General features: G+C 56.5%; 21 protein-coding genes and 1 tRNA gene. 11 read left to right on the top strand and 11 right to left on the bottom strand.

The genetic code is table 11. The annotated features are described in order from the left end of the window. The first annotated feature begins 35 nt into the window (after positions 1-35). From RMR16_RS10985 to RMR16_RS11000, 4 genes are all read left to right on the top strand, one after another. Positions 36-1,268 (top strand): DUF459 domain-containing protein, encoded by a 1,233-nt coding sequence (locus tag RMR16_RS10985; RefSeq protein ID WP_413785959.1) that lies wholly within the window; start codon positions 36-38, stop codon positions 1,266-1,268. Between the two features lie 70 nt (positions 1,269-1,338). Beyond that, entirely contained in the window at positions 1,339-1,623 is a 285-nt protein-coding gene (locus RMR16_RS10990) for a toxin-antitoxin system TumE family protein (RefSeq protein WP_320198194.1), read from the top strand. Beyond that, positions 1,620-2,000 carry a transcriptional regulator gene (locus RMR16_RS10995; protein ID WP_320198193.1) on the top strand — a complete coding sequence of 127 codons (381 nt, stop codon included), beginning with the start codon at positions 1,620-1,622 and terminating at the stop codon, positions 1,998-2,000. Before RMR16_RS10990 ends, RMR16_RS10995 begins: the two co-directional genes overlap by 4 nt. A gap of 126 nt (positions 2,001-2,126) precedes the next feature. Continuing rightward, complete coding sequence (locus tag RMR16_RS11000; RefSeq protein ID WP_320198192.1) at positions 2,127-2,303, top strand: hypothetical protein; 177 nt, start codon at positions 2,127-2,129, stop codon at positions 2,301-2,303. 80 nt (positions 2,304-2,383) lie between these two features. On the opposite strand, the gene RMR16_RS11005 is transcribed toward RMR16_RS11000, so the two are convergent. Genes RMR16_RS11005 through gltB form a run of 3 tightly spaced genes read right to left on the bottom strand, consistent with a single transcriptional unit; the run spans position 2,384 to position 8,765 of the window. After that, a complete protein-coding gene (locus tag RMR16_RS11005; RefSeq protein ID WP_320198191.1) occupies positions 2,384-3,841 on the bottom strand; it encodes a glutamate synthase subunit beta in 1,458 nt (485 codons plus the stop codon). A gap of 14 nt (positions 3,842-3,855) precedes the next feature. After that, positions 3,856-4,014, bottom strand: coding sequence for a hypothetical protein (locus tag RMR16_RS11010; protein WP_320198190.1), 159 nt, complete (start codon positions 4,012-4,014; stop codon positions 3,856-3,858). Between the two features lie 8 nt (positions 4,015-4,022). Further along, on the bottom strand, positions 4,023-8,765 hold the full coding sequence (gene gltB, locus RMR16_RS11015) for a glutamate synthase large subunit (protein WP_320198189.1): 4,743 nt from the start codon (positions 8,763-8,765) through the stop codon (positions 4,023-4,025). A 368-nt stretch (positions 8,766-9,133) separates the two neighbouring features. Here gltB and RMR16_RS11020 point away from each other — a divergent pair, with 368 nt between their 5' ends. Next, positions 9,134-10,189 carry a threonine aldolase family protein gene (locus RMR16_RS11020; RefSeq protein WP_320198188.1) on the top strand — a complete coding sequence of 352 codons (1,056 nt, stop codon included), beginning with the start codon at positions 9,134-9,136 and terminating at the stop codon, positions 10,187-10,189. On the opposite strand, the gene RMR16_RS11025 is transcribed toward RMR16_RS11020, so the two are convergent. Beyond that, positions 10,186-11,046: a LysR substrate-binding domain-containing protein gene (locus tag RMR16_RS11025; RefSeq protein WP_320198187.1), complete on the bottom strand. Its 861-nt coding sequence runs from the start codon at positions 11,044-11,046 to the stop codon at positions 10,186-10,188. The genes RMR16_RS11020 and RMR16_RS11025 overlap by 4 nt on opposite strands. Positions 11,047-11,152: 106 nt before the next feature. Between RMR16_RS11025 and RMR16_RS11030 the strand changes: the two genes are divergently transcribed. Further along, positions 11,153-12,178 carry a bile acid:sodium symporter family protein gene (locus RMR16_RS11030; RefSeq protein WP_320198186.1) on the top strand — a complete coding sequence of 342 codons (1,026 nt, stop codon included), beginning with the start codon at positions 11,153-11,155 and terminating at the stop codon, positions 12,176-12,178. A 30-nt stretch (positions 12,179-12,208) separates the two neighbouring features. Here the strand turns inward: RMR16_RS11030 and RMR16_RS11035 are convergent, their stop codons facing one another. From RMR16_RS11035 to RMR16_RS11045, 3 genes are all read right to left on the bottom strand, one after another. Then, positions 12,209-12,691, bottom strand: a complete 483-nt coding sequence (locus RMR16_RS11035) for an Hsp20 family protein (protein WP_320198185.1) — start codon at positions 12,689-12,691, stop codon at positions 12,209-12,211. A gap of 160 nt (positions 12,692-12,851) precedes the next feature. Then, a complete protein-coding gene (locus RMR16_RS11040) occupies positions 12,852-13,433 on the bottom strand; it encodes a YceI family protein (RefSeq protein ID WP_320198184.1) in 582 nt (193 codons plus the stop codon). Then, positions 13,430-14,011, bottom strand: coding sequence for a cytochrome b (locus tag RMR16_RS11045; protein WP_320198183.1), 582 nt, complete (start codon positions 14,009-14,011; stop codon positions 13,430-13,432). The genes RMR16_RS11040 and RMR16_RS11045 overlap by 4 nt, the downstream gene beginning before the upstream one ends. A gap of 368 nt (positions 14,012-14,379) precedes the next feature. On the opposite strand from RMR16_RS11045, the gene RMR16_RS11050 reads away from it, so the two are divergent. Further along, positions 14,380-15,321 carry an alpha/beta hydrolase gene (locus RMR16_RS11050; RefSeq protein ID WP_320198182.1) on the top strand — a complete coding sequence of 314 codons (942 nt, stop codon included), beginning with the start codon at positions 14,380-14,382 and terminating at the stop codon, positions 15,319-15,321. Here the strand turns inward: RMR16_RS11050 and hisN are convergent. Further along, positions 15,318-16,094, bottom strand: coding sequence for a histidinol-phosphatase (hisN, locus tag RMR16_RS11055; RefSeq protein WP_320198181.1), 777 nt, complete (start codon positions 16,092-16,094; stop codon positions 15,318-15,320). The genes RMR16_RS11050 and hisN overlap by 4 nt on opposite strands. A gap of 396 nt (positions 16,095-16,490) precedes the next feature. After that, positions 16,491-17,375 (bottom strand): N-formylglutamate amidohydrolase, encoded by an 885-nt coding sequence (locus tag RMR16_RS11060; RefSeq protein WP_320198180.1) that lies wholly within the window; start codon positions 17,373-17,375, stop codon positions 16,491-16,493. A 181-nt stretch (positions 17,376-17,556) separates the two neighbouring features. On the opposite strand from RMR16_RS11060, the gene cpdR reads away from it, so the two are divergent. The 3 genes from cpdR to RMR16_RS11075 all read left to right on the top strand — a co-directional run bounded on the left by cpdR (position 17,557) and on the right by RMR16_RS11075 (position 18,971). Continuing rightward, a complete protein-coding gene (gene cpdR, locus RMR16_RS11065; protein WP_027675545.1) occupies positions 17,557-17,919 on the top strand; it encodes a cell cycle two-component system response regulator CpdR in 363 nt (120 codons plus the stop codon). A gap of 81 nt (positions 17,920-18,000) precedes the next feature. Beyond that, a tRNA-Val gene (locus RMR16_RS11070) sits at positions 18,001-18,075 on the top strand. A 227-nt stretch (positions 18,076-18,302) separates the two neighbouring features. Next, positions 18,303-18,971 (top strand): outer membrane protein, encoded by a 669-nt coding sequence (locus tag RMR16_RS11075; RefSeq protein ID WP_320198179.1) that lies wholly within the window; start codon positions 18,303-18,305, stop codon positions 18,969-18,971. Between the two features lie 90 nt (positions 18,972-19,061). On the opposite strand, the gene RMR16_RS11080 is transcribed toward RMR16_RS11075, so the two are convergent. Next, positions 19,062-19,445 (bottom strand): acyl-CoA thioesterase, encoded by a 384-nt coding sequence (locus RMR16_RS11080; protein ID WP_320198178.1) that lies wholly within the window; start codon positions 19,443-19,445, stop codon positions 19,062-19,064. 199 nt (positions 19,446-19,644) lie between these two features. Here RMR16_RS11080 and RMR16_RS11085 point away from each other — a divergent pair, with 199 nt between their 5' ends. Beyond that, positions 19,645-19,830: a hypothetical protein gene (locus tag RMR16_RS11085; protein WP_320198177.1), complete on the top strand. Its 186-nt coding sequence runs from the start codon at positions 19,645-19,647 to the stop codon at positions 19,828-19,830. 3 nt (positions 19,831-19,833) lie between these two features. Here the strand turns inward: RMR16_RS11085 and RMR16_RS11090 are convergent, their stop codons facing one another. Then, positions 19,834-21,594 carry an ABC transporter ATP-binding protein/permease gene (locus RMR16_RS11090; protein WP_320198176.1) on the bottom strand — a complete coding sequence of 587 codons (1,761 nt, stop codon included), beginning with the start codon at positions 21,592-21,594 and terminating at the stop codon, positions 19,834-19,836. Positions 21,595-21,758 lie beyond the last annotated feature (164 nt).

Genomic DNA, 21,758 nt, shown 5'->3' on the forward strand with positions numbered 1-21,758 from the left:
AAAGAACCGTCCGGGAGGTTCATGCCGTGGTGAACATAAGCACAGGCAACATCTGGAGCAGAACGCGGCGCAGCAGCGCCGTGTTTCTATTGCTCGTCATCTGCTTGCCCTTCGTTGCTGAAAACGCCAGTGCGCAGGAACAACGTGACCGCCGCACGCTGCTGGAAATGCTGTTTGGCGGTCCAAACATTCAAAACGACCGGCTTTATGCGCCAGACCGCCCGCCACAGCAAAGAATGCGACGCCCGCCGCAGCAACAGCAGCGTGATAACCGCGCGGTCATTCGCCCTCAGACTCCGCGCAAGACACCGTCCGTCGTACAGATGCGCACGGAAAAGCCTGCACCCGTTGCCAAGCTGGAAAATGCACGCCGTGTTCTGGTCATCGGTGATTTTCTGGCAGGCGGGATGGGTGAAGCGCTGGTTTCCACCTTCGAAAGCTCACCCGCCATCACCGTGGACGTGCGCTCCAACGGCTCATCCGGCCTTGTGCGGACGGATTATTACGACTGGTTTTCCACGCTACCGCAATTCATCAAGGAAACCAGCCCGGCAACCATCGTCATCATGATGGGCTCCAACGACCGTCAGCAGATGGTGATTGGCGATACCAAGGAAAAATACGGCACTGACCTGTGGCTCAAGGAATATGAGCGGCGCATCGATGCGTTGATTACTCTTGCCAAACGCCAGCAGGTGCCGGTTCTGTGGGTCGGTCTGCCCGCCTTTCAGTCTCCGTCGCTGACCGCCGATTTCGTCAACTTCAACCGCCTGTATCGCAGCCATATCGAAAAGCTTGGCGGCGAGTTCGTGGATGTGTGGGATGGATTTGTGGATGAAGGCGGCAAGTTCGTCACCACCGGTTATGATGTCAACGGTCAGCAGACGCGCTTGCGCGAGGCAGACGGCATCGGCATGACGGCTGCCGGTAAACAAAAGCTCGCCTTCTACGTCGAAAAATTCCTGCGCCGCCATCTGGATGGTGCCGGTCCCGACCTCATGAAACTCGACGGCAGCAACCTTCCCGCCCTCACCTCGCTACCAGCGCTCGGCATCGACGCGCAACAGGTGCGCACCCAGCCCATCAGCCTCACAGACCCAGACCTGGACGGCGGCGATGTACTTTTGGGCGACAAACCGGTCGCCAAACTGTCCGTCACCGAAACCCCTCGGGAAAAGCTGACCAAACGCGGGCTGATGGATGACGCACCGCTTGGCCGAGTCGATGATTATCGTATGCCGGTGCCAGCCGAGACGGCGGCGAAGTAAACAAAGCGTCATTATTTCACCTCGATAGTGCCGTTGACAAAAAGCACTTCACGTTGGCATTATTGCCAACATGAAGGCTGAAAAATTGCTGCATGAAAAGCGTGTTTTGCGCGATGGCGCGATTGTCGAAATGGTCATCTGGAAACTACCCACACCCGTGTGGGGAAGTGATCACGCCTACAAGTATCGTTTGTTTTTCGGCAGAGATGGCCGGCGGATCGTTTGCTTCGACAACGAACGCGGAAAAGGCGATCATTGCCATCTGGATGGGGAGGAGAAACCCTATCCATTCACCAGCGTCGAGCAACTGAGGAATGATTTCCTTGCAGAAGTCACGAGGAGGCTGAAGTCATGACGAAAGCACTCATTCAAATCCGTCAGGATGAAGACGATCTCGCCGCCATCAGCAGCATGGGAGATCGCTTTGTAAAAGCGTGGGAAACAGGGGATAAACAACACCCGGTTTCTATTCTGACGTTCACATCGCCCGCCCAACTTTTCAGCGTCATTACACCCAAGCGGTGGAAACTTATTGAGCAGCTCCAAAAAATCGGCCCGATCACCATTCGCGGCCTGTCCCGGGCGCTGGAGCGCGACGTGAAACGGGTCCACGACGATATTTCGTCACTTATGGAATGGGGAATTATTGAGAAAAACGACGATGGCATGATCTTTGTGCCATTTGATGAGATTGAAGCGGACTTTGTTCTGAGGGCTTCGCAAGCGGCCTAACGCGGCGCTCTGATGCAAATCCCGCATCACGAAATGTTAACGCCGGAACGATCCGTCTACGTTGCTGTTAAGCAATGGCTAAGCAAACACGCTTTGCATCAATGATGGATATGAGGAGTAAACATCATGGCACACCAAGGTGGAACACACGACCAGCACGGCAAAGCTGGCCAGAAGCCCGGCAAAAGCGGCGATGACAAAATGAAGAGCGCTTCTGCCGCAGACACCAAAAGTGGCAAGAAAACTGGTTCTGACGATAAAAATATGAAGGGTGGTCAATCAGACCATAAGAACAAGCACTGACCGCTTTTCACGATTCATAATAATCCCCGTAGTCTTACGGGGATTATTTTTTTGGATTGGGCAATGAGAGTGTGCCTCGCTTAACGCGGTAGAAGCGAGCTTCCCATCAATTCTTCATCGATGGCGCGGGCGGCCTGACGGCCTTCGCGGATGGCCCAGACGACCAGCGACTGACCGCGCCGAACGTCACCTGCCACCCACAACTTGTCCACCGACGACTTGTAATCGCGATCATTGGCAACAACGTTGGTGGAGCCGCGACGGTCGGTGTTGAGCGTCAACTTGCCTTCGAGGTCTTTCAGCACGCTATCGGTGAATGGACCGGAGAAGCCAATCGCGATGAAGGCAAGGTCTGCCTTGATGATGAATTCCGTGCCGGCAATCGGCTTGCGGCGGTCATCCACCTGGCAGCACTTCACGCCAGTCAAAACGCCGTCTTCATCGCCAACAAACTCAAGTGTCGCCACCTGAAATTCGCGGGCAGCACCTTCGGCCTGAGAGGATGATGTGCGCATCTTCGTTGCCCAATAAGGCCAGACGGCGAGCTTGTCTTCCTTTTCCGGCGGCATGGGGCGAATGTCGAGCTGCGTCACCTTGACCGCACCCTGACGGAACGCCGTGCCGACGCAGTCCGATGCCGTATCGCCACCGCCGACGACCACGACATGCTTGCCACCGGCAAGGATGGGATCGGAGGGCCAGCCGACGCTGTCGATGTTTTCACGACCGACACGGCGGTTCTGCTGCACGAGGTATGGCATGGCATCGTGCACGCCATGGAATTCCGTGCCGCCGATGCCGGCAGGACGTGGGGTTTCCGAGCCGCCGCAATAGAGCACGGCGTCATAATCTGCGGTCAGCTTCTCAACGGTCACGTCCACACCGACGTTGACGCCATAATGGAAGGTGACGCCTTCGCCCTTGATCTGCTCCACGCGACGATCGATGAAGTTCTTCTCCATCTTGAAGTCGGGAATACCATAACGCAGCAAACCGCCCGCCTTGGATTCGCGCTCATAGACATGCACGTCATGACCGGCACGGCCAAGCTGCTGGGCAGCGGCCAGACCGGATGGGCCGGAACCGATGATGGCGACCTTTTTGCCGGTATGAACAGTCGCAGGCTTCGGTACGATAAAGCCAAGCTCGTAAGCCTTGTCGGCAATCGCCTGTTCAACCGTCTTGATCGCAACCGGCGCATCTTCAAGGTTCAGCGTGCAGGCTTCCTCGCACGGTGCGGGACAGACACGGCCGGTGAACTCCGGAAAGTTGTTGGTGGAGTGGAGGTTGCGGATCGCCTCTTCCCAATTGTTGTTATAAACCAGATCGTTCCAGTCGGGGATCTGATTGTGAACCGGGCAGCCGGTCGGTCCGTGGCAATAGGGAATGCCGCAGTCCATGCAACGCGCCGCCTGCTTTTGCACTTCGGGATCCGACATGGGAATGGTGAATTCCCGGAAATGGCGAATACGATCCGACGCCGGCTGATACTTGCCAACCTGACGGTCTATTTCCAGAAAACCTGTAACCTTACCCATGTTATATCCTCACATCAAAGCAGGGCACCCGTCGGGGCCCAGTACCAATAAGCGCCGCCCACGGCTGCTCCCAGTACGATGAACTCAAGTCTGATCTCGCCGCTCGTCCAATAAGTCGCCGTGGGAATGGCGACCGCTGTGATCAGCGAGATCAGTCGGTGTAGTGTTCTCATGCGGCGGATTACTCCGCCGCCACGCCCAGCTTCATGCGCTCCATGTCCTCAAGCGCGCGGCGGTATTCGACCGGCATGACCTTGCGGAATTTGGGGCGGAACTCGCTCCAGCGGTCAAGGATGTCCTTGGCACGGTTGGAGTTTGTGTAATGGAAGTGGTTGGAGATCATCTGGTAGAGACGCTCTTCGTCGTGACGTGTCATGTCCTCGGAAACGTCCACACGTCCCTTGTGCATAAGATCGCCGCCGTGATGGTGCAGCTTTTCCAGCATGTCGTCTTCTTCCGGCACCGGCTCCAGTTCAACCATGGCCATGTTGCAGCGCTTGGCGAAATCCCCCTGCTCATCCAACACATAAGCCACGCCGCCAGACATGCCGGCCGCGAAGTTGCGGCCCGTTTCACCCAGAACCACGACAATGCCGCCAGTCATATATTCGCAACCGTGGTCACCCACGCCTTCGACAACGGCAATCGCGCCCGAGTTACGCACGGCGAAACGCTCGCCCGCCACGCCGCGGAAATAGCACTCTCCGGTAATGGCACCGTAAAGAACGGTGTTGCCGACGATGATGGAGTTTTCCGCAACGATACGGGTGTTTTCTGGCGGACGCACGATGATGCGGCCACCGGACAGACCCTTGCCGACATAATCGTTGCCGTCACCCACCAGATCAAAGGTGATGCCGCGTGCGAGGAACGCACCGAAGGACTGACCCGCCGTGCCGCGCAGCAGCACATGGATGGTGTCGTCCTTCAGGCCCTTATGACCCCAGCGCTTGGCAAGCGCGCCCGACAGCATCGCACCGGCAGAACGATCGACGTTCTTGATCGGCACTTCGAACACCACAGGTTCGCGGTTTTCCAGCGATGGCAGCGACTTTTCGATCAGCTTGCGGTCGAGAATGTCGTCAATCGGGTGCTTTTGACGCTCCGTCCAATAGGTCGCAGCCTTCGGCGCATCGACCTTGTGGAAGATGCGGCTGAAATCGAGACCCTTGGCCTTCCAGTGCGCAAGCATTTCATCCTTTTCCAGCAGTTCGGAAGCACCGATGATCTCGTCCAACTTAGCAACGCCAAGTGAGGCAAGAATTTCGCGCACTTCTTCGGCCACGAAGAAGAAATAGTTGATGACGTGTTCCGGTGCACCCTTGAAGCGCTTGCGCAGGACAGGATCCTGCGTGGCAACGCCCACAGGGCAGGTGTTCAAGTGGCACTTGCGCATCATGATGCAGCCAGCGGCAATGAGAGGCGCGGTTGCGAAACCGAACTCGTCTGCCCCCAGAAGTGCGCCAATGATGACATCCCGGCCCGTCTTCAAACCGCCATCCACCTGCAAGGCGATGCGCGAACGAAGGCCGTTCAGCACCAGCGTCTGCTGGGTTTCGGCAAGGCCGATTTCCCAAGGGGAACCGGCGTGCTTGAGCGAGGTGAGCGGAGACGCACCCGTGCCACCGTCAAAACCAGACACAGTGATATGGTCCGCACGCGCCTTGGCAACACCGGCGGCAACCGTGCCGACACCCACTTCCGACACCAGTTTCACGGAAACATCGGCTTCCGGGTTGACGTTCTTCAGGTCGTAGATCAGTTGCGCCAGATCTTCGATGGAATAGATATCATGGTGCGGCGGTGGCGAAATGAGGCCGACGCCCGGTGTGGAGTGGCGGGTCTTGGCAACTGTCGCATCCACCTTGTGACCGGGCAACTGACCGCCTTCGCCGGGCTTGGCACCCTGCGCGACCTTGATCTGCAACATATCTGCATTGACGAGATATTCTGTCGTCACACCGAACCGGCCAGAGGCAATCTGCTTGATAGCGGAGCGCTCAGGGTTCGGCTTGCCGTTGAGCAAAGGCAGGTAACGGTCGGATTCCTCGCCGCCCTCACCCGTGTTGGATTTACCGCCAATGCGGTTCATCGCAATCGCCAGCGTGGTGTGCGCTTCACGGCTGATGGAGCCGAAGGACATGGCACCGGTGGAGAAGCGCTTGACGATATCGACGGCAGGTTCGACCTCATCGATGGAAATAGGCTTGCGGCCCAGCGCTTCTGCTGACTTGACCTTGAACAGACCACGAATGGTGTTCATGCGCAGGCTGGTGTCGTTCACCATTTCTGCAAATTCGCGGTAACGCTCCTGGCTGTTGCCGCGCACGGCGTGCTGCAAGGTGGCCACTGCGTCCGGGCTCCAAGCATGGCTTTCGCCACGGATGCGGTAGGCGTATTCGCCACCGATATCCAGCGTGGTCGCAAGGATCGGATCCTTGCCAAAAGCGTCGGTGTGGCGGGCAACGGTTTCCTCAGCAATTTCCGTCAGGCCAACACCTTCAATCATGCTGGCAGTGCCGAAGAAATATTGCTCGATGAACTGCGAAGACAGGCCGATGGCGTCGAAAATCTGCGCGCCGCAATAGGACTGGTAGGTGGAAATGCCCATCTTGGACATAACCTTGAGAATGCCCTTACCCACGGCCTTGATGTAACGGTAAACGACTTCGTCGTCCGACACTTCCTTCGGAAACGCATTGTGCTTGTGCATATCCAGCAGCGTATCGAAGGCCAGATAAGGGTTGATCGCTTCCGCGCCATAACCGGCCAGCAAGCAGAAATGGTGGACCTCACGCGGCTCGCCGGTTTCGACAACCAGACCAACCGATGTGCGCAGACCCTTGCGGATCAGGTGGTGGTGAACGGCAGCGGTTGCCAGCAATGCCGGGATCGCGATGCGATCCGGTCCAAGCTGACGGTCAGACAGAACGATGATGTTGTAACCGCCACGAACGGCAGATTCCGCACGCTCGCACAGACGGTCCAGCATGTCAGGCATGCCTTCGGCGCCGCGCTCCACATCATAGGTGAAGTCCAGCGTCTTGGTGTCGAAACGGTCTTCCGTGTGGCCAATAGAGCGGATCTTCTCCAGATCGCCATTGGTCAGGATCGGCTGGCGCACTTCCAGACGCTTGGCACGCGCCGCACCTTCATGGTCGAGAATGTTCGGGCGCGGGCCGATGAAGGAAACAAGGCTCATCACCAGCTCTTCACGGATCGGGTCGATTGGCGGGTTGGTGACCTGCGCGAAGTTCTGCTTGAAATAGGTGTAAAGCAGCTTGGACTTGGACGACATGGCCGAAATCGGCGTATCCGTGCCCATGGAGCCGATGGCTTCCTGACCAGTGGTGGCCATAGGAGACATCAACAGCTTCGTGTCTTCGCTGGTGTAACCAAACGCCTGCTGGCGGTCGAGCAGCGACACGTCACGACGCAGGGCGCGAGGCTCTACGGGCTTCAAGTCTTCCAGAATAAGCTGCGTGCGGTCCAGCCACGTGCGGTATGGATGCTTGGCGGCAAGCTCATGCTTCACGTCCTCATCGGAAATGATCTCGCCCTTTTCCATGTCGATCAGCAGCATCTTGCCGGGCTGCAAACGCCACTTCTTGATGATGCGCTCTTCCGGCACCGGCAATGTGCCGGCTTCAGATGCCATGATGATGCGGTCGTCATCGGTCACGAGATAACGGGCGGGGCGCAGACCATTGCGGTCCAGCGTCGCGCCAATCTGCTTGCCATCGGTAAAGGCAACGGCGGCAGGGCCATCCCATGGCTCCATCAGGGCAGCGTGGTATTCGTAAAACGCCTTGCGTTCCGGCGACATGGACTGGTTGCCAGCCCAGGCTTCGGGGATCAGCATCATTACGGCGTGGGCCAGCGAGTAACCGCCGCGCACGAGGAATTCCAACGCGTTGTCGAAGCAGGCGGTGTCGGACTGGCCTTCGTAGGAAATCGGCCAGAGCTTGGAAATGTCGTCGCCAAACAGTGGCGAAGCAACAGAAGCCTGACGCGCCGCCATCCAGTTGACGTTGCCGCGCAGCGTATTGATTTCGCCGTTATGGGCAACCATGCGGTATGGGTGCGCCAGCTTCCAGGATGGGAAGGTGTTGGTCGAGAAACGCTGGTGCACCAGTGCAACCGCGCTTTCGAAACGTGGATCGGACAAGTCCTTATAATAGGCACCGACCTGATAGGCCAGGAACATGCCCTTATACACGATGGTCGAAGACGACAGCGAAACAGGATAGAAATCCTGCGATTCCTTGCCGCCACCCGCATTGTAAATGGTGTTGGAAATGACCTTGCGGATCAAGAACAGCTGACGCTCAAAATCGGCGTTATTGGCGGCATCGCGGCCAGCACCGATGAAAACCTGCACATGGTGCGGCTCGGTGGCGGCAATCTCAGGCGCTTCCGACAACGAAGAGTTATCGACAGGCACATCACGGAAGCCGAGGAACTGCTGCCCATGCTCACCGATAACGTCGATGGTGACCTTCTTGTAATGCTCGATCTGGGCGGCGTCACGCGACATGAAGATGTGGCCGACAGCATATTCGCCAGCCTTTGGCAGCGTCACGCCCTGAAGCGCCATTTCCTCACGGAAGAAGCGGTCTGGAATCTGCACGAGAATGCCAGCGCCATCGCCCATCAAAGGATCAGCGCCAACAGCGCCGCGATGGGTGAGGTTTTCGAGAATGAAAAGACCATCCTTGACGATCTGGTGCGACTTCTGACCCTTCATATGCGCTACAAAGCCAACGCCGCAGGCATCATGCTCGTTGCGCGGATCATAAAGACCCTGCTTTTCAGGCAGACCACCGATAGACGCGCGCAGGGCCGCAGCCTTTGGCTGGGCGTCCGTCGGACAGTCGTTGGTCAAGGTAGCAGTGGCGTTTTCGCCTTCCAGCTTGATGGTCATTTTTCGTCCCTCCTGCAAACAGGTTGCATGGCTTCACGCAGAGAGGCGGATGCTGACCCCTCCCCGTTTCCGAGATAGAGGCTTTGCATCCGCTTGTCAATTTAGGACAGTAATACTGTCTCAATTCCTGTTGAATTTTGGCAGAAACCATCTCTTTGTGCAAGACCGCATCATGAAAATATAAATAGGCTTTGTGACGGGAAATGTCGGGCAAGTGAATCCTGACGTAATTTTCTTCTACGAAGGGCGCGAAATAATTGCTTTCATTACCGGATTTGCCATTCGCGCGATAAGACCATAAAACGACAGTCGTTTGGCCGACCGGCCTGTTAAAAGATGTTCCATCATCCAATCGAAAGCGTTGAAACATGTTTTTTGCTTCTGATAACTGGGCCGGTGCCCACCCTGCCATCAACGAACGGCTGATGAAGGAATCCACCCGTTTTGCCGCCGCTTACGGCACGAGCGAGTTGGACAAGGCAATCGAGAAGCGTTTCAACGAAATCTTTGAGCGCGAAGTTGCCGTGTTTTTCGTCGGCACCGGAACCGCCGCCAACTCTCTGGCCATGGCCAGCGTTGCCCGCCCCGGCGGCATCGCCTTTTGCCATTCCGAAGCCCACGTCATTGAAGACGAGTGCGGCGCGCCGGTATATTTCTCCAACGCATCGCGCCTGATGCCGGTGGCCGGACCAAACGGCAAAATGCTGCCGAAAAACCTTGAAGCAGCGATTGGTCGCTTCCCGCCCGGCTCCATCCATCAGGGCCAGCCGATGCTCGTGACGGTCACACAGGCCACGGAACAGGGCACGATTTACGAACTCGATGAAATCGAGACAATCGCAAAGATTGCCAAAAATGCTGGCGTTCCCTTGCATATGGACGGCGCGCGGTTTGCCAACGCACTAACCGCACTCGACACAACACCCGCGGAAATGACGTGGAAACGCGGCGTCGATATTCTCTCTTTCGGCGCAACGAAGAACGGTTGCTGGTGCGCGGAAGCCATCGTTTATATGGACCCGAAAATGGCAGAAGACCTGCCCTTCATCCGCAAGCGTTCCGCCCAGCTTTTCTCCAAAACCCGGTTCATGGCCGCACAATTCGACGCCTATTTTGCCGACGATCTCTGGCTGGAACTTGCAGCCCACGCCAACGCCATGGCAACCCGCCTGCGCGAAGGCCTCTCCGCCTCCAACAGCGCTAGACTGGCATGGCCGACACAATCCAACGAATTGTTCGTGGTGCTGGACAAGGACAAGGCCAAAACCGCGCGTGAAAACGGCGCAAGCTTCTACGACTGGGTCGTCCCCCACGACATGCCGGAGCCGGTTGGCGAACACCAGCAACTCATCCGCCTCGTCACCAGCTTTGCAACATTGGAAAGCGACGTGGATGACTTCTTGCGGATTTGCGGAGCTGCCTAAGCAAAACTGCCCGGCACCATTCCCTTCGCCGTCACCAATGTCGACAGCGCCTTGACCAGTTCGGCGTCCGCTCCCTTGCGTGGCTGGAGGACAAATTCCACGTCTTCCAGCACCGGCAGCGCGCCTTTTGGTATTTCCCGCAGACCGGATGGCGCCATGCTGCGTGGTTGAACCAGAACGCCCATGCCAGCACGCGCCGCTGCCGTCAAACCGCTAAGGCTGCCGCAGGTGCAGACGATGCGCCACGCAACGCCGGCCCGGTCCAGCGCTTCTTGCGCAGCCTTGCGGGTGATGCTGGGTGGTGGAAATGCGATTAGCGGCAAGGCGTGTTCGCGCCCCAGCACCGCATCCGGGTCTTTTGCCAGCCAGATCAACGGTTCTCGATAGAGAAAATGTCCAAGCTGGTCTCCAAGCCGCCGTTTGGCCAGCACCACGTCCAACTCGCCATTGTCCTGCATCTGGTACAGCACGCCGCTCAGCGACACTGTCAGCTCCAGATCGACCAGCGGATAGAGCCGGGTAAACTCCTCCAATATCACCGTCAGACGGCTCGCGACAAAATCCTCGGAGACACCGAGCCGCAGCCGCCCGCGCAATTTGCTTTCCCCAAAGAGAGCCGCCACCTTGTTGTTGATATCCAGCATATTGCGGGCATATCCCAGCAACGCCTCGCCTTCCGGCGTCAGGCGAACGCGGTGGGTGTCACGCGCGATCAGCCTTTGACCGAGTGACGCCTCCAACCTTTGAATATGCTGGCTCAGCGTGGATTGACCGATGCCCAACCGTTCTGCGGCATGGGTGAAACTCATCGTCTGCTCCAGCGTTACGAAGCTGGCGAGGTGCTGTAGATTGAGCATGGTTATCCTGCATTGCGATAACTGTTAGTTTTTGCATCTGCTTTCATGATGAGCGATAAGATGTCTGAATTCAACGCATAAACCGGAAACGAAAAGAAGAGCCATTATGAGCCGCTTTCTGCCAGACCGCTTTACCATGATGCTGGTCGCAACCGTCATCCTTGCATCCCTGCTGCCTATCAGCGGCGAACCCGCCTATTATTTCGGTATCGCGACCAAGTTTGCGATTGCCCTTCTGTTCTTCCTGCACGGCGCAAGGCTGGCGCGAGACGTGGTGATTGCGGGCATTCTGCACTGGCGTCTGCATCTGGCCATTCTGCTGGTCACGTTCGGCCTGTTTCCGTTGATCGGCGTTGGCCTGGGATACATTCCTGAAAGCATTCTCCCCGCCCCGCTTTACATGGGTGTGCTGTTCCTCTGCGTTCTGCCGTCCACCGTGCAATCTTCCATCGCCTTTACGTCCATGGCGGGCGGCAATGTTCCGGCGGCAATCTGCGCCGCATCGGCATCCAACATTTTCGGCATGGTTTTGACGCCTCTGCTGGTCGGTCTGCTGTTTACCGTTGGCGGTCACGGCGGCGGTTTCTCGCTGGATGCTTTCGGCCAAATTTTCCTGCAATTGCTGCTGCCCTTCATTCTGGGCCAGGCTTTGCAGCCATGGATCGGCGACTGGATACGTGCCCGCAAGACGCTCCTTGCGCCCGTTGATCGCGGCTCCATCCTGATGGTCGTTTATCTGGCTTTCAGCCAGGCGGTGATTGAGGGCATCTGGCAGGAATTCACCGTACGCGATATCGGTGTGGTGGTTGGCATCAACATCGTACTGCTTGCGCTGATCCTGTGCATCACCATGTTCGGCAGCCGTTTGCTAGGCTTCAAGAAGGAAGATGAAATCACCATCACCTTCTGCGGCTCGAAGAAAAGCCTTGCCAGTGGTGTGCCCATGGCTGGTGCGATCTTCGCAGGCCAGAGCATTGGCGCCATCGTCCTGCCGATCATGCTGTTTCACCAGATCCAGCTTATGGCCTGCGCCGTGATTGCACAGCGTTATGCCAACAAAGCCAAGGCTGTCGAACATGCCAAGTCGGCTGAACTGTTGGCGGCACATGAAACAAAAACGGCCCTTCAATAAGGGCCGTTTCGCTTACCTATCCAAGCCAGTTTAGTTTACTTGAGCTGGCGTCACCTGCGCGTCGATCTGCTTTGGCTCATCCGAAATGTCTGAAACAATCGCAATACGGCGTGGTTTCATGGCTTCGGGAATGTTGCGAAGAAGATCGATGTGCAGCAGGCCGTTTTTCAAGGACGCGTTCTGCACCTCGACGTGATCGGCAAGCTGGAAGCGACGCTCGAAGGCGCGCTTGGCAATGCCGCGATAGAGGAATTCGCCTTCGCCATCCTTGGTTTCGTCGGCCTTTTCTGCCTTCACGGTCAAAACATTGGCGCGGGATTCGATGCTGAGTTCGGTCTCATCGAAACCGGCCACCGCCATGGTAATACGGTAGGCGTTTTCACCGGTACGCTCTATGTTGTAGGGCGGATAGGCTTGCGACTGCTCGGGCTGGCCGAGGCCATCGAGCATGGAAAAAAGGCGGTCGAAACCAACCGTGGACCGATAAAGCGGGGAAAAATCTACGTGACGCATGGTGTCCTCCTATGAGCGACTGTTTGCGGTTATGGCCCCCACCCCGAACTGGCGATGAGTGACCGGATACGGTCCCGTTCTGGCGACCGTGACAAACAGATGGGAAGACTTTTGCGGGACTTCAAGAGGGACACGATGCAAGCGCCTTACGCCTTGCTTTCTATTTCCGCTCGCCTTCCACGGACATGTCGAAGTGCACGACATTAGAGTAAATCGGCGTTCCGACATCCATGCTGTAGCGTGAGCGGAAGACATCGCCGGTTACGTTGAACGCAATCGATTTTCCGCTCCAGCGGGTCAGCTTCACATCGAAATTTTCCGTGCGCGTTTGACCCTTGGCGCTCAACTGGCCTGTCATGGTGGCCGTATCCGGCCCCGTTTGTTTGATCGAGCTGGAGCGGAAGTTGATGACATCGAAATTGACCGTGTCGAACACCGCAGTCGATTTTAAAAACGTATCGATCCGTTTTTCGCCTGACTCCACACTCTCTGGCCAGAGCGTAAACACAACGGTTGAATGTTGCAGATCGCCGCCTTCCAGCGTGAATGTGCCCGAAAACTTCCCGAACACGCCCTTGATGCCACCGCCGCCCACCTGACCAACGGAAAAGGCAATGCGAGACGATGGCGCAACGCCATATTTGCCCGCAACGTCACTCAACTTCGGCGCTTGCGCCGCCTGCCCTGAGCTTGCAGCCAAGATGGCAGAGACGAATAATCCAGACAGGTGGCGCAGTCTCATGGGCGTTTCTCCAGTGGCGGTGAATGACGTCGCCCAAGCATCCGCAACAAAACCTCATCGCGCCTTATGACATGATGATAAATGGCCGCCAGCGCATGAACGGCAACAAGACCAAGCACCGTATAGGCAAGCGTTGCGTGCACCGTAGACCACAAAATTTCCGCCTCTTCCGATTGCGCAAGCGGCAGATGCGGTACGACAACCACGTTGAACATGAAGGTGGGAATGCCAAGCGGCGAAACGGACGCTATCGCCCAGCCCGCCAGCGGCACCAGCACACCGAGCAGGAGCAGCAGCCGATGCACCGCCAATGACGCCCAGCGCTCCCATATTCCGAGCGTTGGCACCGGCGCGACTTTCGGCCAGAGGCCCCACTGCAAAAACCGCAAGACCGCAAGGCCAAGAACCAACATGCCGAAGGATTTATGCCACTGGAACAGTGAAAACTGGAGAGCCGGATCGGTATCAGGCCGTGTCATAACGTATCCAAGCGCCAGCAGACCGAGGATCAGCACGGCGATCAGCCAATGCAACAGGATCGCGAAAAAGCCGTAAGCATTCACAGAACCACGCACCATCGAAGTCCTCCGGGCGTTGCAAGACCCACTCTTGCGAGACGTCTCACAACAGTGGAACGCCGCGCTACCGCGATGTCTACCACATCTCGCGCAAAGCCGCTTGAAAATCGCACGGACACCAAGACCCTGGAAACTGAACACCATCTGAACGATGAGTTCGGAAATCGTTCAGTTTCAGCACGTTAGATATCAAGACATCGGAGGCAATCTCCGGCGGCAGAAGTATATCGTCCCTTCTTCTTCTGTCAGATTAGCCGGAACCGCGACTGCTAAGACCGACGGTTCCGGCAATTTTTCCTTTGACGTGCTTGAGCACTCAACCTATCCCGTTATGAAACACGTCTTCAGTGCCGCGCCGGAAAATACTCATGACCGAAGCCATTTTGCATGCGACCAAAGGCAACCCTGTGCCTGAAAACCATATTGCAGGCTATTTCACCGGCCACAGAAAAAAGAAGCTGCGTTACGCGATCTTTCGCTCCAACCAGTCCATCGCACGCGGCACCATCGTTCTGCTGCATGGCCGCAATGAATGTATCGAGAAATATTTCGAGACGATCAACGACCTCACCGCCAAGGGCTTCTGGGTTGCCACCTTCGACACACGCGGACAGGGTGGCTCCGAACGGTTGCTGAAAAAGCTGGACGCCGGTTACGTGCGTCACTTCTCGGATTATCAGAAGGATATTTCGCTGTTTCTGGAGCAGGTCGTGTTGCCGGATGCGCGCCTGCCCTTCTTTCTGCTGGCCCATTCCACCGGCGGGCTTGCCGCCCTTTCCATGGCGCCAGCACTCTCCAACCGCATTGAGCGCATGGCGCTTTCCTCGCCCTTCATCAGCCTGCGCGGCCAATCCATACCAACACCGGTGATCCGCATCATCGCAACCTGCCTGACCTTGATCGGCCTCGGCGGCGTACAGCTTGGCAAGGACCAGCGCGAACGCCAGTTCGACGGCAATCCACTGACGTCGGATCCTGCCCGTTTTGCCCGCAATCTGTCGCTGATCACCGAGCGCCCGGAGCTTTTCATCGGCGCACCCACGGCGCGCTGGTTGTTTGAAGTGCTGAACACCATGCCCTGGGTCATCCGGCAGGAGCATCTCACAAAAATCACCGTGCCGACGCTGCTGCTGGCCCCGGTGCTGGACGTCATCTCACCCTATGCGGCGCAGGAAGAGCTATCGCGCAATTTTCGTGCGGCACAACTCATCCCCGTCACAGGCGCACGGCACGAGCTTCTTTTGGAGCGTGACGTCTATCGCAGCCAGGCGCTGGCTGCGATAGACGCGTTCTTTGCACCTGAAGCTTAAAGTCCAGAGAGAAGCGCCAGCGCCTGCTCATGCAGCGCCTTGCTGCCAGCCGCAACGATGCGGCCTGCGGCTTCCGGCCTGCCGCCATCCCAATTGGTAATCACGCCGCCAGCCTGCTCGATGATGGGAATGAGCGCGCCGACATCATAGGGCTTCAGGCTGGTTTCGATGACCAGATCGACATGCCCAGAAGCCAGCAACGCATAGGCATAACAATCGGTGCCATAGCGGAACAGCCGAACCTTGTCCTGCACGGCGTTGTAGAGGGCCGCCTCTTGCGGCGTGAAAATGTGCGGAGACGTCGTGAACAAAATCGCGTCGGACAGCGCTTCACACGCCCGCGTCTTGATCTGCCTGTCGCCGCCCGGCCCGTAATACCAGGCCTTCTCACCATCGGCGAAATACCGCTCGCCCGTAAACGGCTGATCCATAACGCCCATCACAGAACGACCGTTGGACTGGAAGCCAATCAACGTGCCCCACACTGGAACACCGGAAATGAATGCGCGTGTGCCGTCAATCGGGTCGATAACCCAAACATGCTCGCGATCAAGCCCGACATCACCGTGTTCTTCGCCCAAAATACCGTGATCGGGAAATTCGCTGGTAATCAGCGCACGAATGGCAGTCTCGGCGGCCTGATCGCCTTCCGTCACCGGATCATAACCCCCGTCCAGCTTGTTGGCGACAGCAATGCCGGTGCGAAACCGTGGCAGGGTTTCCGCCTTCGCGGCATCGGCAAGACGAAAAAAGAAATCGCGATCTGGCAGCATGAACCCTCACCTTTTGAATCCCGCAACTCACATAGCGCATCGGACCGAAAAGTGTAACGCGGTTTTCGGAGATTCCGATGCTTAAACAAAAAATGGCGTGCTTGGGGCCGTTGCGTCCAATTGCTCCCTCAACTTCTCGAGAAAAGCCGCCAGAAAAGGCAAATCCCTTTAAAAAAGATCGAATAAAGTGCAAAGCCTGACCAAACTGAACAAATTGTAGGCAATTACAAAAATGATTGACAAATAAGCAGATTCGCAATAGCTTCATGTCACAGTCTTTGACTGTAAATACCCTCCTTGGGTGTTTCCTCCCTAGACTTGACCGCGCCAAGGCGCGGTTTTTTTTGCCGTCGATTCACATCGAAGGCTTGGGAACACAGTCAACGATAAGCATGATTATTCGGCGGCAAACGCCATCTCGACGGCGTATTCGGACACGAAATTCGACAATTGACGCATAAAGCCGTCCAGCGCAGCTTGGACAGCGTAAAATTCCGAGGTTTTCAGCAGCGTCTTTTCATCCACATACAGCGCCCGGTTCACTTCGATCTGCAAGGCATGCAACGAACGGATGGGCCGACCATAATGTTCGGTGATGAAACCGCCCGCATAAGGCTTGTTGCACACGGCAACAAAACCCAATTCTTCCAGAAAATGCAGTGCCGCGCGCGAAATTTCCGCCGATGCGCTGGTGCCGTAACGATCACCGATGATGATATCCGGCCTGACATTGGAACCCGCCAGACGAATATTGCCCGGCATGGAATGACAATCGATCAGCACCGCCATGCCGAAATTGGCATAGGTGCGCGAGATCAGCTTCCGCAAACAGGCGTGATACGGCTTGTAAATGCCTTCGATGCGCGAAAGCCCCTCGTCCACGGGCAGTCGATGCGCATAGATATCCATGTTTTCTGCTACGATGCGCGGCACGGTGCCAAGGCCGCCCGCCACGCGCATGGAGCCGATATTCGCATAAGGCGGCAGCGCCCCTTCGAACATGCGCGGATCAAGCTCGTAAGGCTCGCGGTTCACATCCAGATAGGCGCGCGGAAAATTGGCCTTGAGCAGCGGCGCACCCATGTCGATGGCACTTGCAAACAGCTCATCCACATAATGATCTTCCGAACGGCGGATCTCGTAACTGTCCAGCCGGGATGATTCGAGGAAGGAAATCGGGTAGCAGCGCCCGCTGTGCGGCGAATTATAAACAAACGGAATGCTGTGAACGTCTGGTTCGCACACTTCGAAAAGTTCGTACTCACCCGTGACCCAGTCCATTCCGCCCCGTTTACCATGTCATAATTCTGCCAGAAGCATCATGTTGCCAGTTAAGGCAGAGCAAGTCCATACTGGACATCAGTCAGCCAAGTCGTGATTCTATCGTTCACATGATATTTACTCAAAAAGCGGTATGATCGGGATAGGGTATCCCAACAATTCAGCAGTTACGGTCACTTAAATGGTACAGAAAATTCTTCTTGCAGAAGATGACAACGATATGCGCCGCTTTCTCGTGAAAGCGCTGGAGAAAGCCGGTTACAAGGTTTCCTCGTTCGACAACGGCGCGAGCGCCTATGACCGGCTTCGCGAAGAGCCTTTCTCGCTGCTCCTGACCGACATCGTCATGCCGGAAATGGACGGCATCGAGCTGGCACGCCGCGCCACCGAACTCGATCCTGACCTCAAGGTCATGTTCATCACCGGTTTTGCAGCCGTTGCGCTGAACGCTGATTCGAAGGCACCGAAGGACGCGAAGGTTCTTTCCAAGCCTTTCCACCTGCGTGATCTGGTCGATGAAGTGAACAAACTCCTTGTGGCATAAGGCTTCTGAAAAAGCTTTCACGAAACCGCAAAAAAGCAGTTGACGCTTCATCCGGTTTCGTGATTTATGCGCCTCAACGGAGGGCGTATAGCTCAGCGGGAGAGCACTACGTTGACATCGTAGGGGTCACAGGTTCAATCCCTGTTACGCCCACCATCCGAATTAAGTATCAAGGTCTTGCAAGAAATTGCGAGGCCTTTTTCTTTGCGATCTACGTTGCGACGACGTTTGGCTCATTCACCAATCAACGAGCAAGCTTCTCTCTGGACACGGCTCAAAAGCTGACAGCCATCCTACGCAATCTCGGACTTGTTGCTACAACGCTACAGCATTTTTTCCCCGGTGGGATAGATAGGAAGTCCATCGTATTCGGGACGCCTGAGATGAAAAAAATCATCATTGCTGCTGCTTTCATTTTTACCGCTTCAACTGCAAGTGCGGCGGACGCGGTTTATGAGGCTCCACAGGCGCCGGTGGCTGGAGATGTTACGACTTTCTCATGGACCGGCTTTACCGCCGGTGTACAGGGCGGATACGCCTGGGATAAGCAAGACCTTACCGGCATTGCCCCGGCAGGCGCACTGGATGCCAACTTCGACGGCGGCATTCTGGGTGGATTTGCAGGCTATAATTACCAGTTGGGCAACAACTGGGTTGTCGGCGTAGAAGGCGATTTTGACGGCAATTGGGGTGATGGCAGCCTTACCATTCTGGCCCCCGATAAGTATGAATACGGCATGGACTGGCAGGGCTCCGTTCGGGCGCGCGCGGGTTACGCATTCGACCGTGCGCTCGTTTATGGAACCGCTGGCTGGGCTATCGGGCGCGGCTATCTCGTCGTTCCCGGCTTCGACAAGCAAAAAGAGAGCTTCAACGGTTACACCGTTGGCGCTGGTGTCGATTATGCATTTACCGACTTGATTTTCGGTCGCGTCGAATATCGCTATACCAATTTCGGTGACAAGAATTACGACTTCGGTTCACTCGGACCGCTTCTTAATGGCGATATCGATCAGCATGCTGTTCGTGTCGGCCTCGGCGTCAAGTTTTAAACGCGATTATACAGCGCTCGGGGTGCCTTGGTTAGCTATCCCCGAGGCACCTCGGCATTGCCCTCCTGTTGGAAGAGCAGGAAACTGGTCTCAGACCTTCACCGGCTTCGGATTACCCTCGTCATCCACCGCAACCATGATGAACACTGCTTCCGTCACCTTGTCACGCGACTGCTGGGAGTGGCGGCGGGTCCAGGCTTCGATTTTGAGGGTGATGGATGTGCGTCCGACTTTTTCGATGCGGGTGTAGACGCACAGCGTATCGCCGATCTTGACCGGCTTCTTGAACACGATTTCATTGACGGCCACGGTTACGGTGCGTCCGCCCGCCACATCATTGGCACGCACGAAGGCGGCCAAGTCCATTTGTGACATGACCCATCCGCCAAAGATATCACCTGCGGGGTTGGCATCCGCAGGCATGGCCAGCGTGCGCAGTGTCAGTTCCATATCGTCCGGTGGATGCAATTCCATTGTAGAAACCTTTTCTCGTAACTCCCACCTTCCGATTACGAAAAGCAGACGCGACGGCCAATAGCCGTTTCGTCCTATCTGCATTGTCTGTGGTGCAAGGAATGCAGCCTGCACGGTAAGGTTAAATTAACCATACCGTGACACCCTGACATTGAATTATTTCATCTTCATATACTGGTAAACGCAGGCGAGGTCGGCGATGGCATATGACTGGAGTGGGAATAACATCAAGCAACAGCGCTATGACCGGGTGGTCCTTGCAGCGCTTCTGGCACTGGCCCTGTTCGTCACGATAACGCCGCTGGCGCTGTTCATGAGCACGGCACAACCGGGCCTGATCAAAACAACGGCGGTCAACGTAAAAGCGCCAAATCTGAAAATGTAGGTTCTACGCCTTCACCAAATCCAGATGCAGAACCCGTGGTGACAGCACCTGCAAGATGGTTTCTGAGCGACCGATATAGATGATGGCGGTGTCGTGCATCTCTGCCAGAACAGCGGCGAGCCGGTCTACCGTCTCCTTCTCCAGCCCTTCGAGAAGATCGTCGATAAACAGCCAACGCGGTTTTAACAAAATGGCATTGGCAACGCGAACGCAGGCCTGCTCGTCGGAATCGAATTTCTTGTCCCAGCGAATATTATCGTCCATGCGCGGAATGATGTGGCCGAGGCCGCACAATTCCATGGCGTCCAGAAAATCCTGTTCCTTGAATTTCTGCGGGCTGCGCGGATAGCAGAGAATTTCGCGCAGAGGCGCTGCCGGCAGATAACCGTGCTGAGCGATAAACAGCGTTTCCTCTCGCGCAGGCATGGCAATGCTGCCGCGCCCCCATGGCCAAAGCCCGGCAAGGGCCGCAAAAAACAGGCGCCGGTTCACGCCCTGATCGCCATTCACCATCAGCCGGTCCCCGACATTGATCTCCACGGGGGCTTCCCGCAGACGGAAAATGCGCGACATGTCCTGACCGCCAACTTCCGGGCAGATTTCAACCGACGTCAATCGGATCGGGCCGGAGCCGGATTTCTCGATGTCGATGGCGTTTCCGTGCCGCTCCACGCTGTCCATCTGGATCAGCGCGTTGCGAAACACCGAGACGCGCTGCAAGGTGGCTTTCCAGGCCGCGATGGGGCCGAAATTATCGATATACCAGCGCAAGGCTACGTTCACCTGGTTGAATGCACCAACGGCCATCATCAACCCGCCGAAGCTGAGATGTCCGGAAAAATAGACCGGTGCGGCGATCAGAATAGGTGCGACGATGGCAAGCCAGCCATAGCCGGACGACACCCATGTCAGATGCGTGAGCGCCATGGCGAGGCCGCGAATAACACCCAGCACCGCGTTGATATCCTCACCGATGCGGTGGCGTTCGTTCTTCTCGCCGCGCGCCAGCGTGATCGCGGTGAGATTTTCACTGGCCCGCATGAGCGAAAAGCGAAGCTCCGCTTCCTTGGAGTAACGCTCCGCATTCAGCGGCACCAGCCGATATCCCACGAGATTGCTGAGCAGCGAGGCAGAGCCCGCATAAATCAGCGCCGCCCAGACCATATAGCCCGGTATCGTCACCATGTTGCCGTTGATCTCAATGGCGAAACCCGCAGACAGACCCCAGAGAACACCGATAAAACTGATGAGCAAAATCGTGGCGTTGACGAGACCGATGGCCAAGGCCGTGCTGCTTTCAGCCAGATTGCGCACATCATCATGCAGGCGTTGATCCGGGTTGACGGCAATATTGCCGAAACCGGCAAGCCTTGCGGCGCGACCGGGCTTGAACCACTCGTCCACCATGTCCTTTGCCAGCCCTTCGCGCATGTTCAGCGCCGTCATCTGGTTCAGCCACGTCTGGAAAACGTTGAGAAGCAAAAGCGAACCGGCAATGACCGCAAAGACCTGCAACTGGTACAAAAACGAATTCAGATCACGCCGTTCCAGCGCATTGTAGAACGGCGCATTCCATTCATTCAGTTTGACCTGGCCGTAAGCCGTGACGAGAATGATGGTCAGCAAGGCACACATCAGAAGGATGAGCTTGCCACGGACACGGGATGTCCAAAACGCACTGCCCATCATGCCCAGCTGCGATCTGAAATTCAAATCGAAAGACGGGTAATTGATCGTCTCGGTGGACAGATTACCTTGCGTCATCAGTACCTTGCCATTTCTTGATAATCCGAAGTCCGGGTCTTGGGCAGATTTGGTGATTTGCGCCTGCGATCACAGCAATAGCATTCCGCCGGTACTTGTCCACAGGCGGCGTCAAACCCGGAAAAACACCATTTGCTCGAATGCGGAAAGCATTTGAAATGTTC

The sequence above is a fragment of the Agrobacterium sp. rho-13.3 genome (assembly GCF_033957765.2).
GTDB lineage: Bacteria > Pseudomonadota > Alphaproteobacteria > Rhizobiales > Rhizobiaceae > Agrobacterium.

Coding starts and splice junctions, on each gene's coding strand:
- cpdR (WP_027675545.1), top strand. CDS start 17,557: ATGGTACAGAAAATTCTTCTTGCAGAAGATGACAACGATATGCGCCGC.
- RMR16_RS11045 (WP_320198183.1), bottom strand. CDS start 14,011: ATGGTGCGTGGTTCTGTGAATGCTTACGGCTTTTTCGCGATCCTGTTG.
- RMR16_RS11030 (WP_320198186.1), top strand. CDS start 11,153: ATGAGCCGCTTTCTGCCAGACCGCTTTACCATGATGCTGGTCGCAACC.
- RMR16_RS11060 (WP_320198180.1), bottom strand. CDS start 17,375: ATGGACTGGGTCACGGGTGAGTACGAACTTTTCGAAGTGTGCGAACCA.
- RMR16_RS11000 (WP_320198192.1), top strand. CDS start 2,127: ATGGCACACCAAGGTGGAACACACGACCAGCACGGCAAAGCTGGCCAG.
- RMR16_RS10990 (WP_320198194.1), top strand. CDS start 1,339: ATGAAGGCTGAAAAATTGCTGCATGAAAAGCGTGTTTTGCGCGATGGC.
- RMR16_RS11080 (WP_320198178.1), bottom strand. CDS start 19,445: ATGGAATTGCATCCACCGGACGATATGGAACTGACACTGCGCACGCTG.
- RMR16_RS11020 (WP_320198188.1), top strand. CDS start 9,134: ATGTTTTTTGCTTCTGATAACTGGGCCGGTGCCCACCCTGCCATCAAC.
- RMR16_RS11050 (WP_320198182.1), top strand. CDS start 14,380: ATGACCGAAGCCATTTTGCATGCGACCAAAGGCAACCCTGTGCCTGAA.
- RMR16_RS11085 (WP_320198177.1), top strand. CDS start 19,645: ATGGCATATGACTGGAGTGGGAATAACATCAAGCAACAGCGCTATGAC.
- RMR16_RS11040 (WP_320198184.1), bottom strand. CDS start 13,433: ATGAGACTGCGCCACCTGTCTGGATTATTCGTCTCTGCCATCTTGGCT.
- RMR16_RS11010 (WP_320198190.1), bottom strand. CDS start 4,014: ATGAGAACACTACACCGACTGATCTCGCTGATCACAGCGGTCGCCATT.
- RMR16_RS11035 (WP_320198185.1), bottom strand. CDS start 12,691: ATGCGTCACGTAGATTTTTCCCCGCTTTATCGGTCCACGGTTGGTTTC.
- RMR16_RS11090 (WP_320198176.1), bottom strand. CDS start 21,594: ATGACGCAAGGTAATCTGTCCACCGAGACGATCAATTACCCGTCTTTC.
- gltB (WP_320198189.1), bottom strand. CDS start 8,765: ATGACCATCAAGCTGGAAGGCGAAAACGCCACTGCTACCTTGACCAAC.
- RMR16_RS10995 (WP_320198193.1), top strand. CDS start 1,620: ATGACGAAAGCACTCATTCAAATCCGTCAGGATGAAGACGATCTCGCC.
- hisN (WP_320198181.1), bottom strand. CDS start 16,094: ATGCTGCCAGATCGCGATTTCTTTTTTCGTCTTGCCGATGCCGCGAAG.
- RMR16_RS11025 (WP_320198187.1), bottom strand. CDS start 11,046: ATGCTCAATCTACAGCACCTCGCCAGCTTCGTAACGCTGGAGCAGACG.
- RMR16_RS11005 (WP_320198191.1), bottom strand. CDS start 3,841: ATGGGTAAGGTTACAGGTTTTCTGGAAATAGACCGTCAGGTTGGCAAG.
- RMR16_RS11075 (WP_320198179.1), top strand. CDS start 18,303: ATGAAAAAAATCATCATTGCTGCTGCTTTCATTTTTACCGCTTCAACT.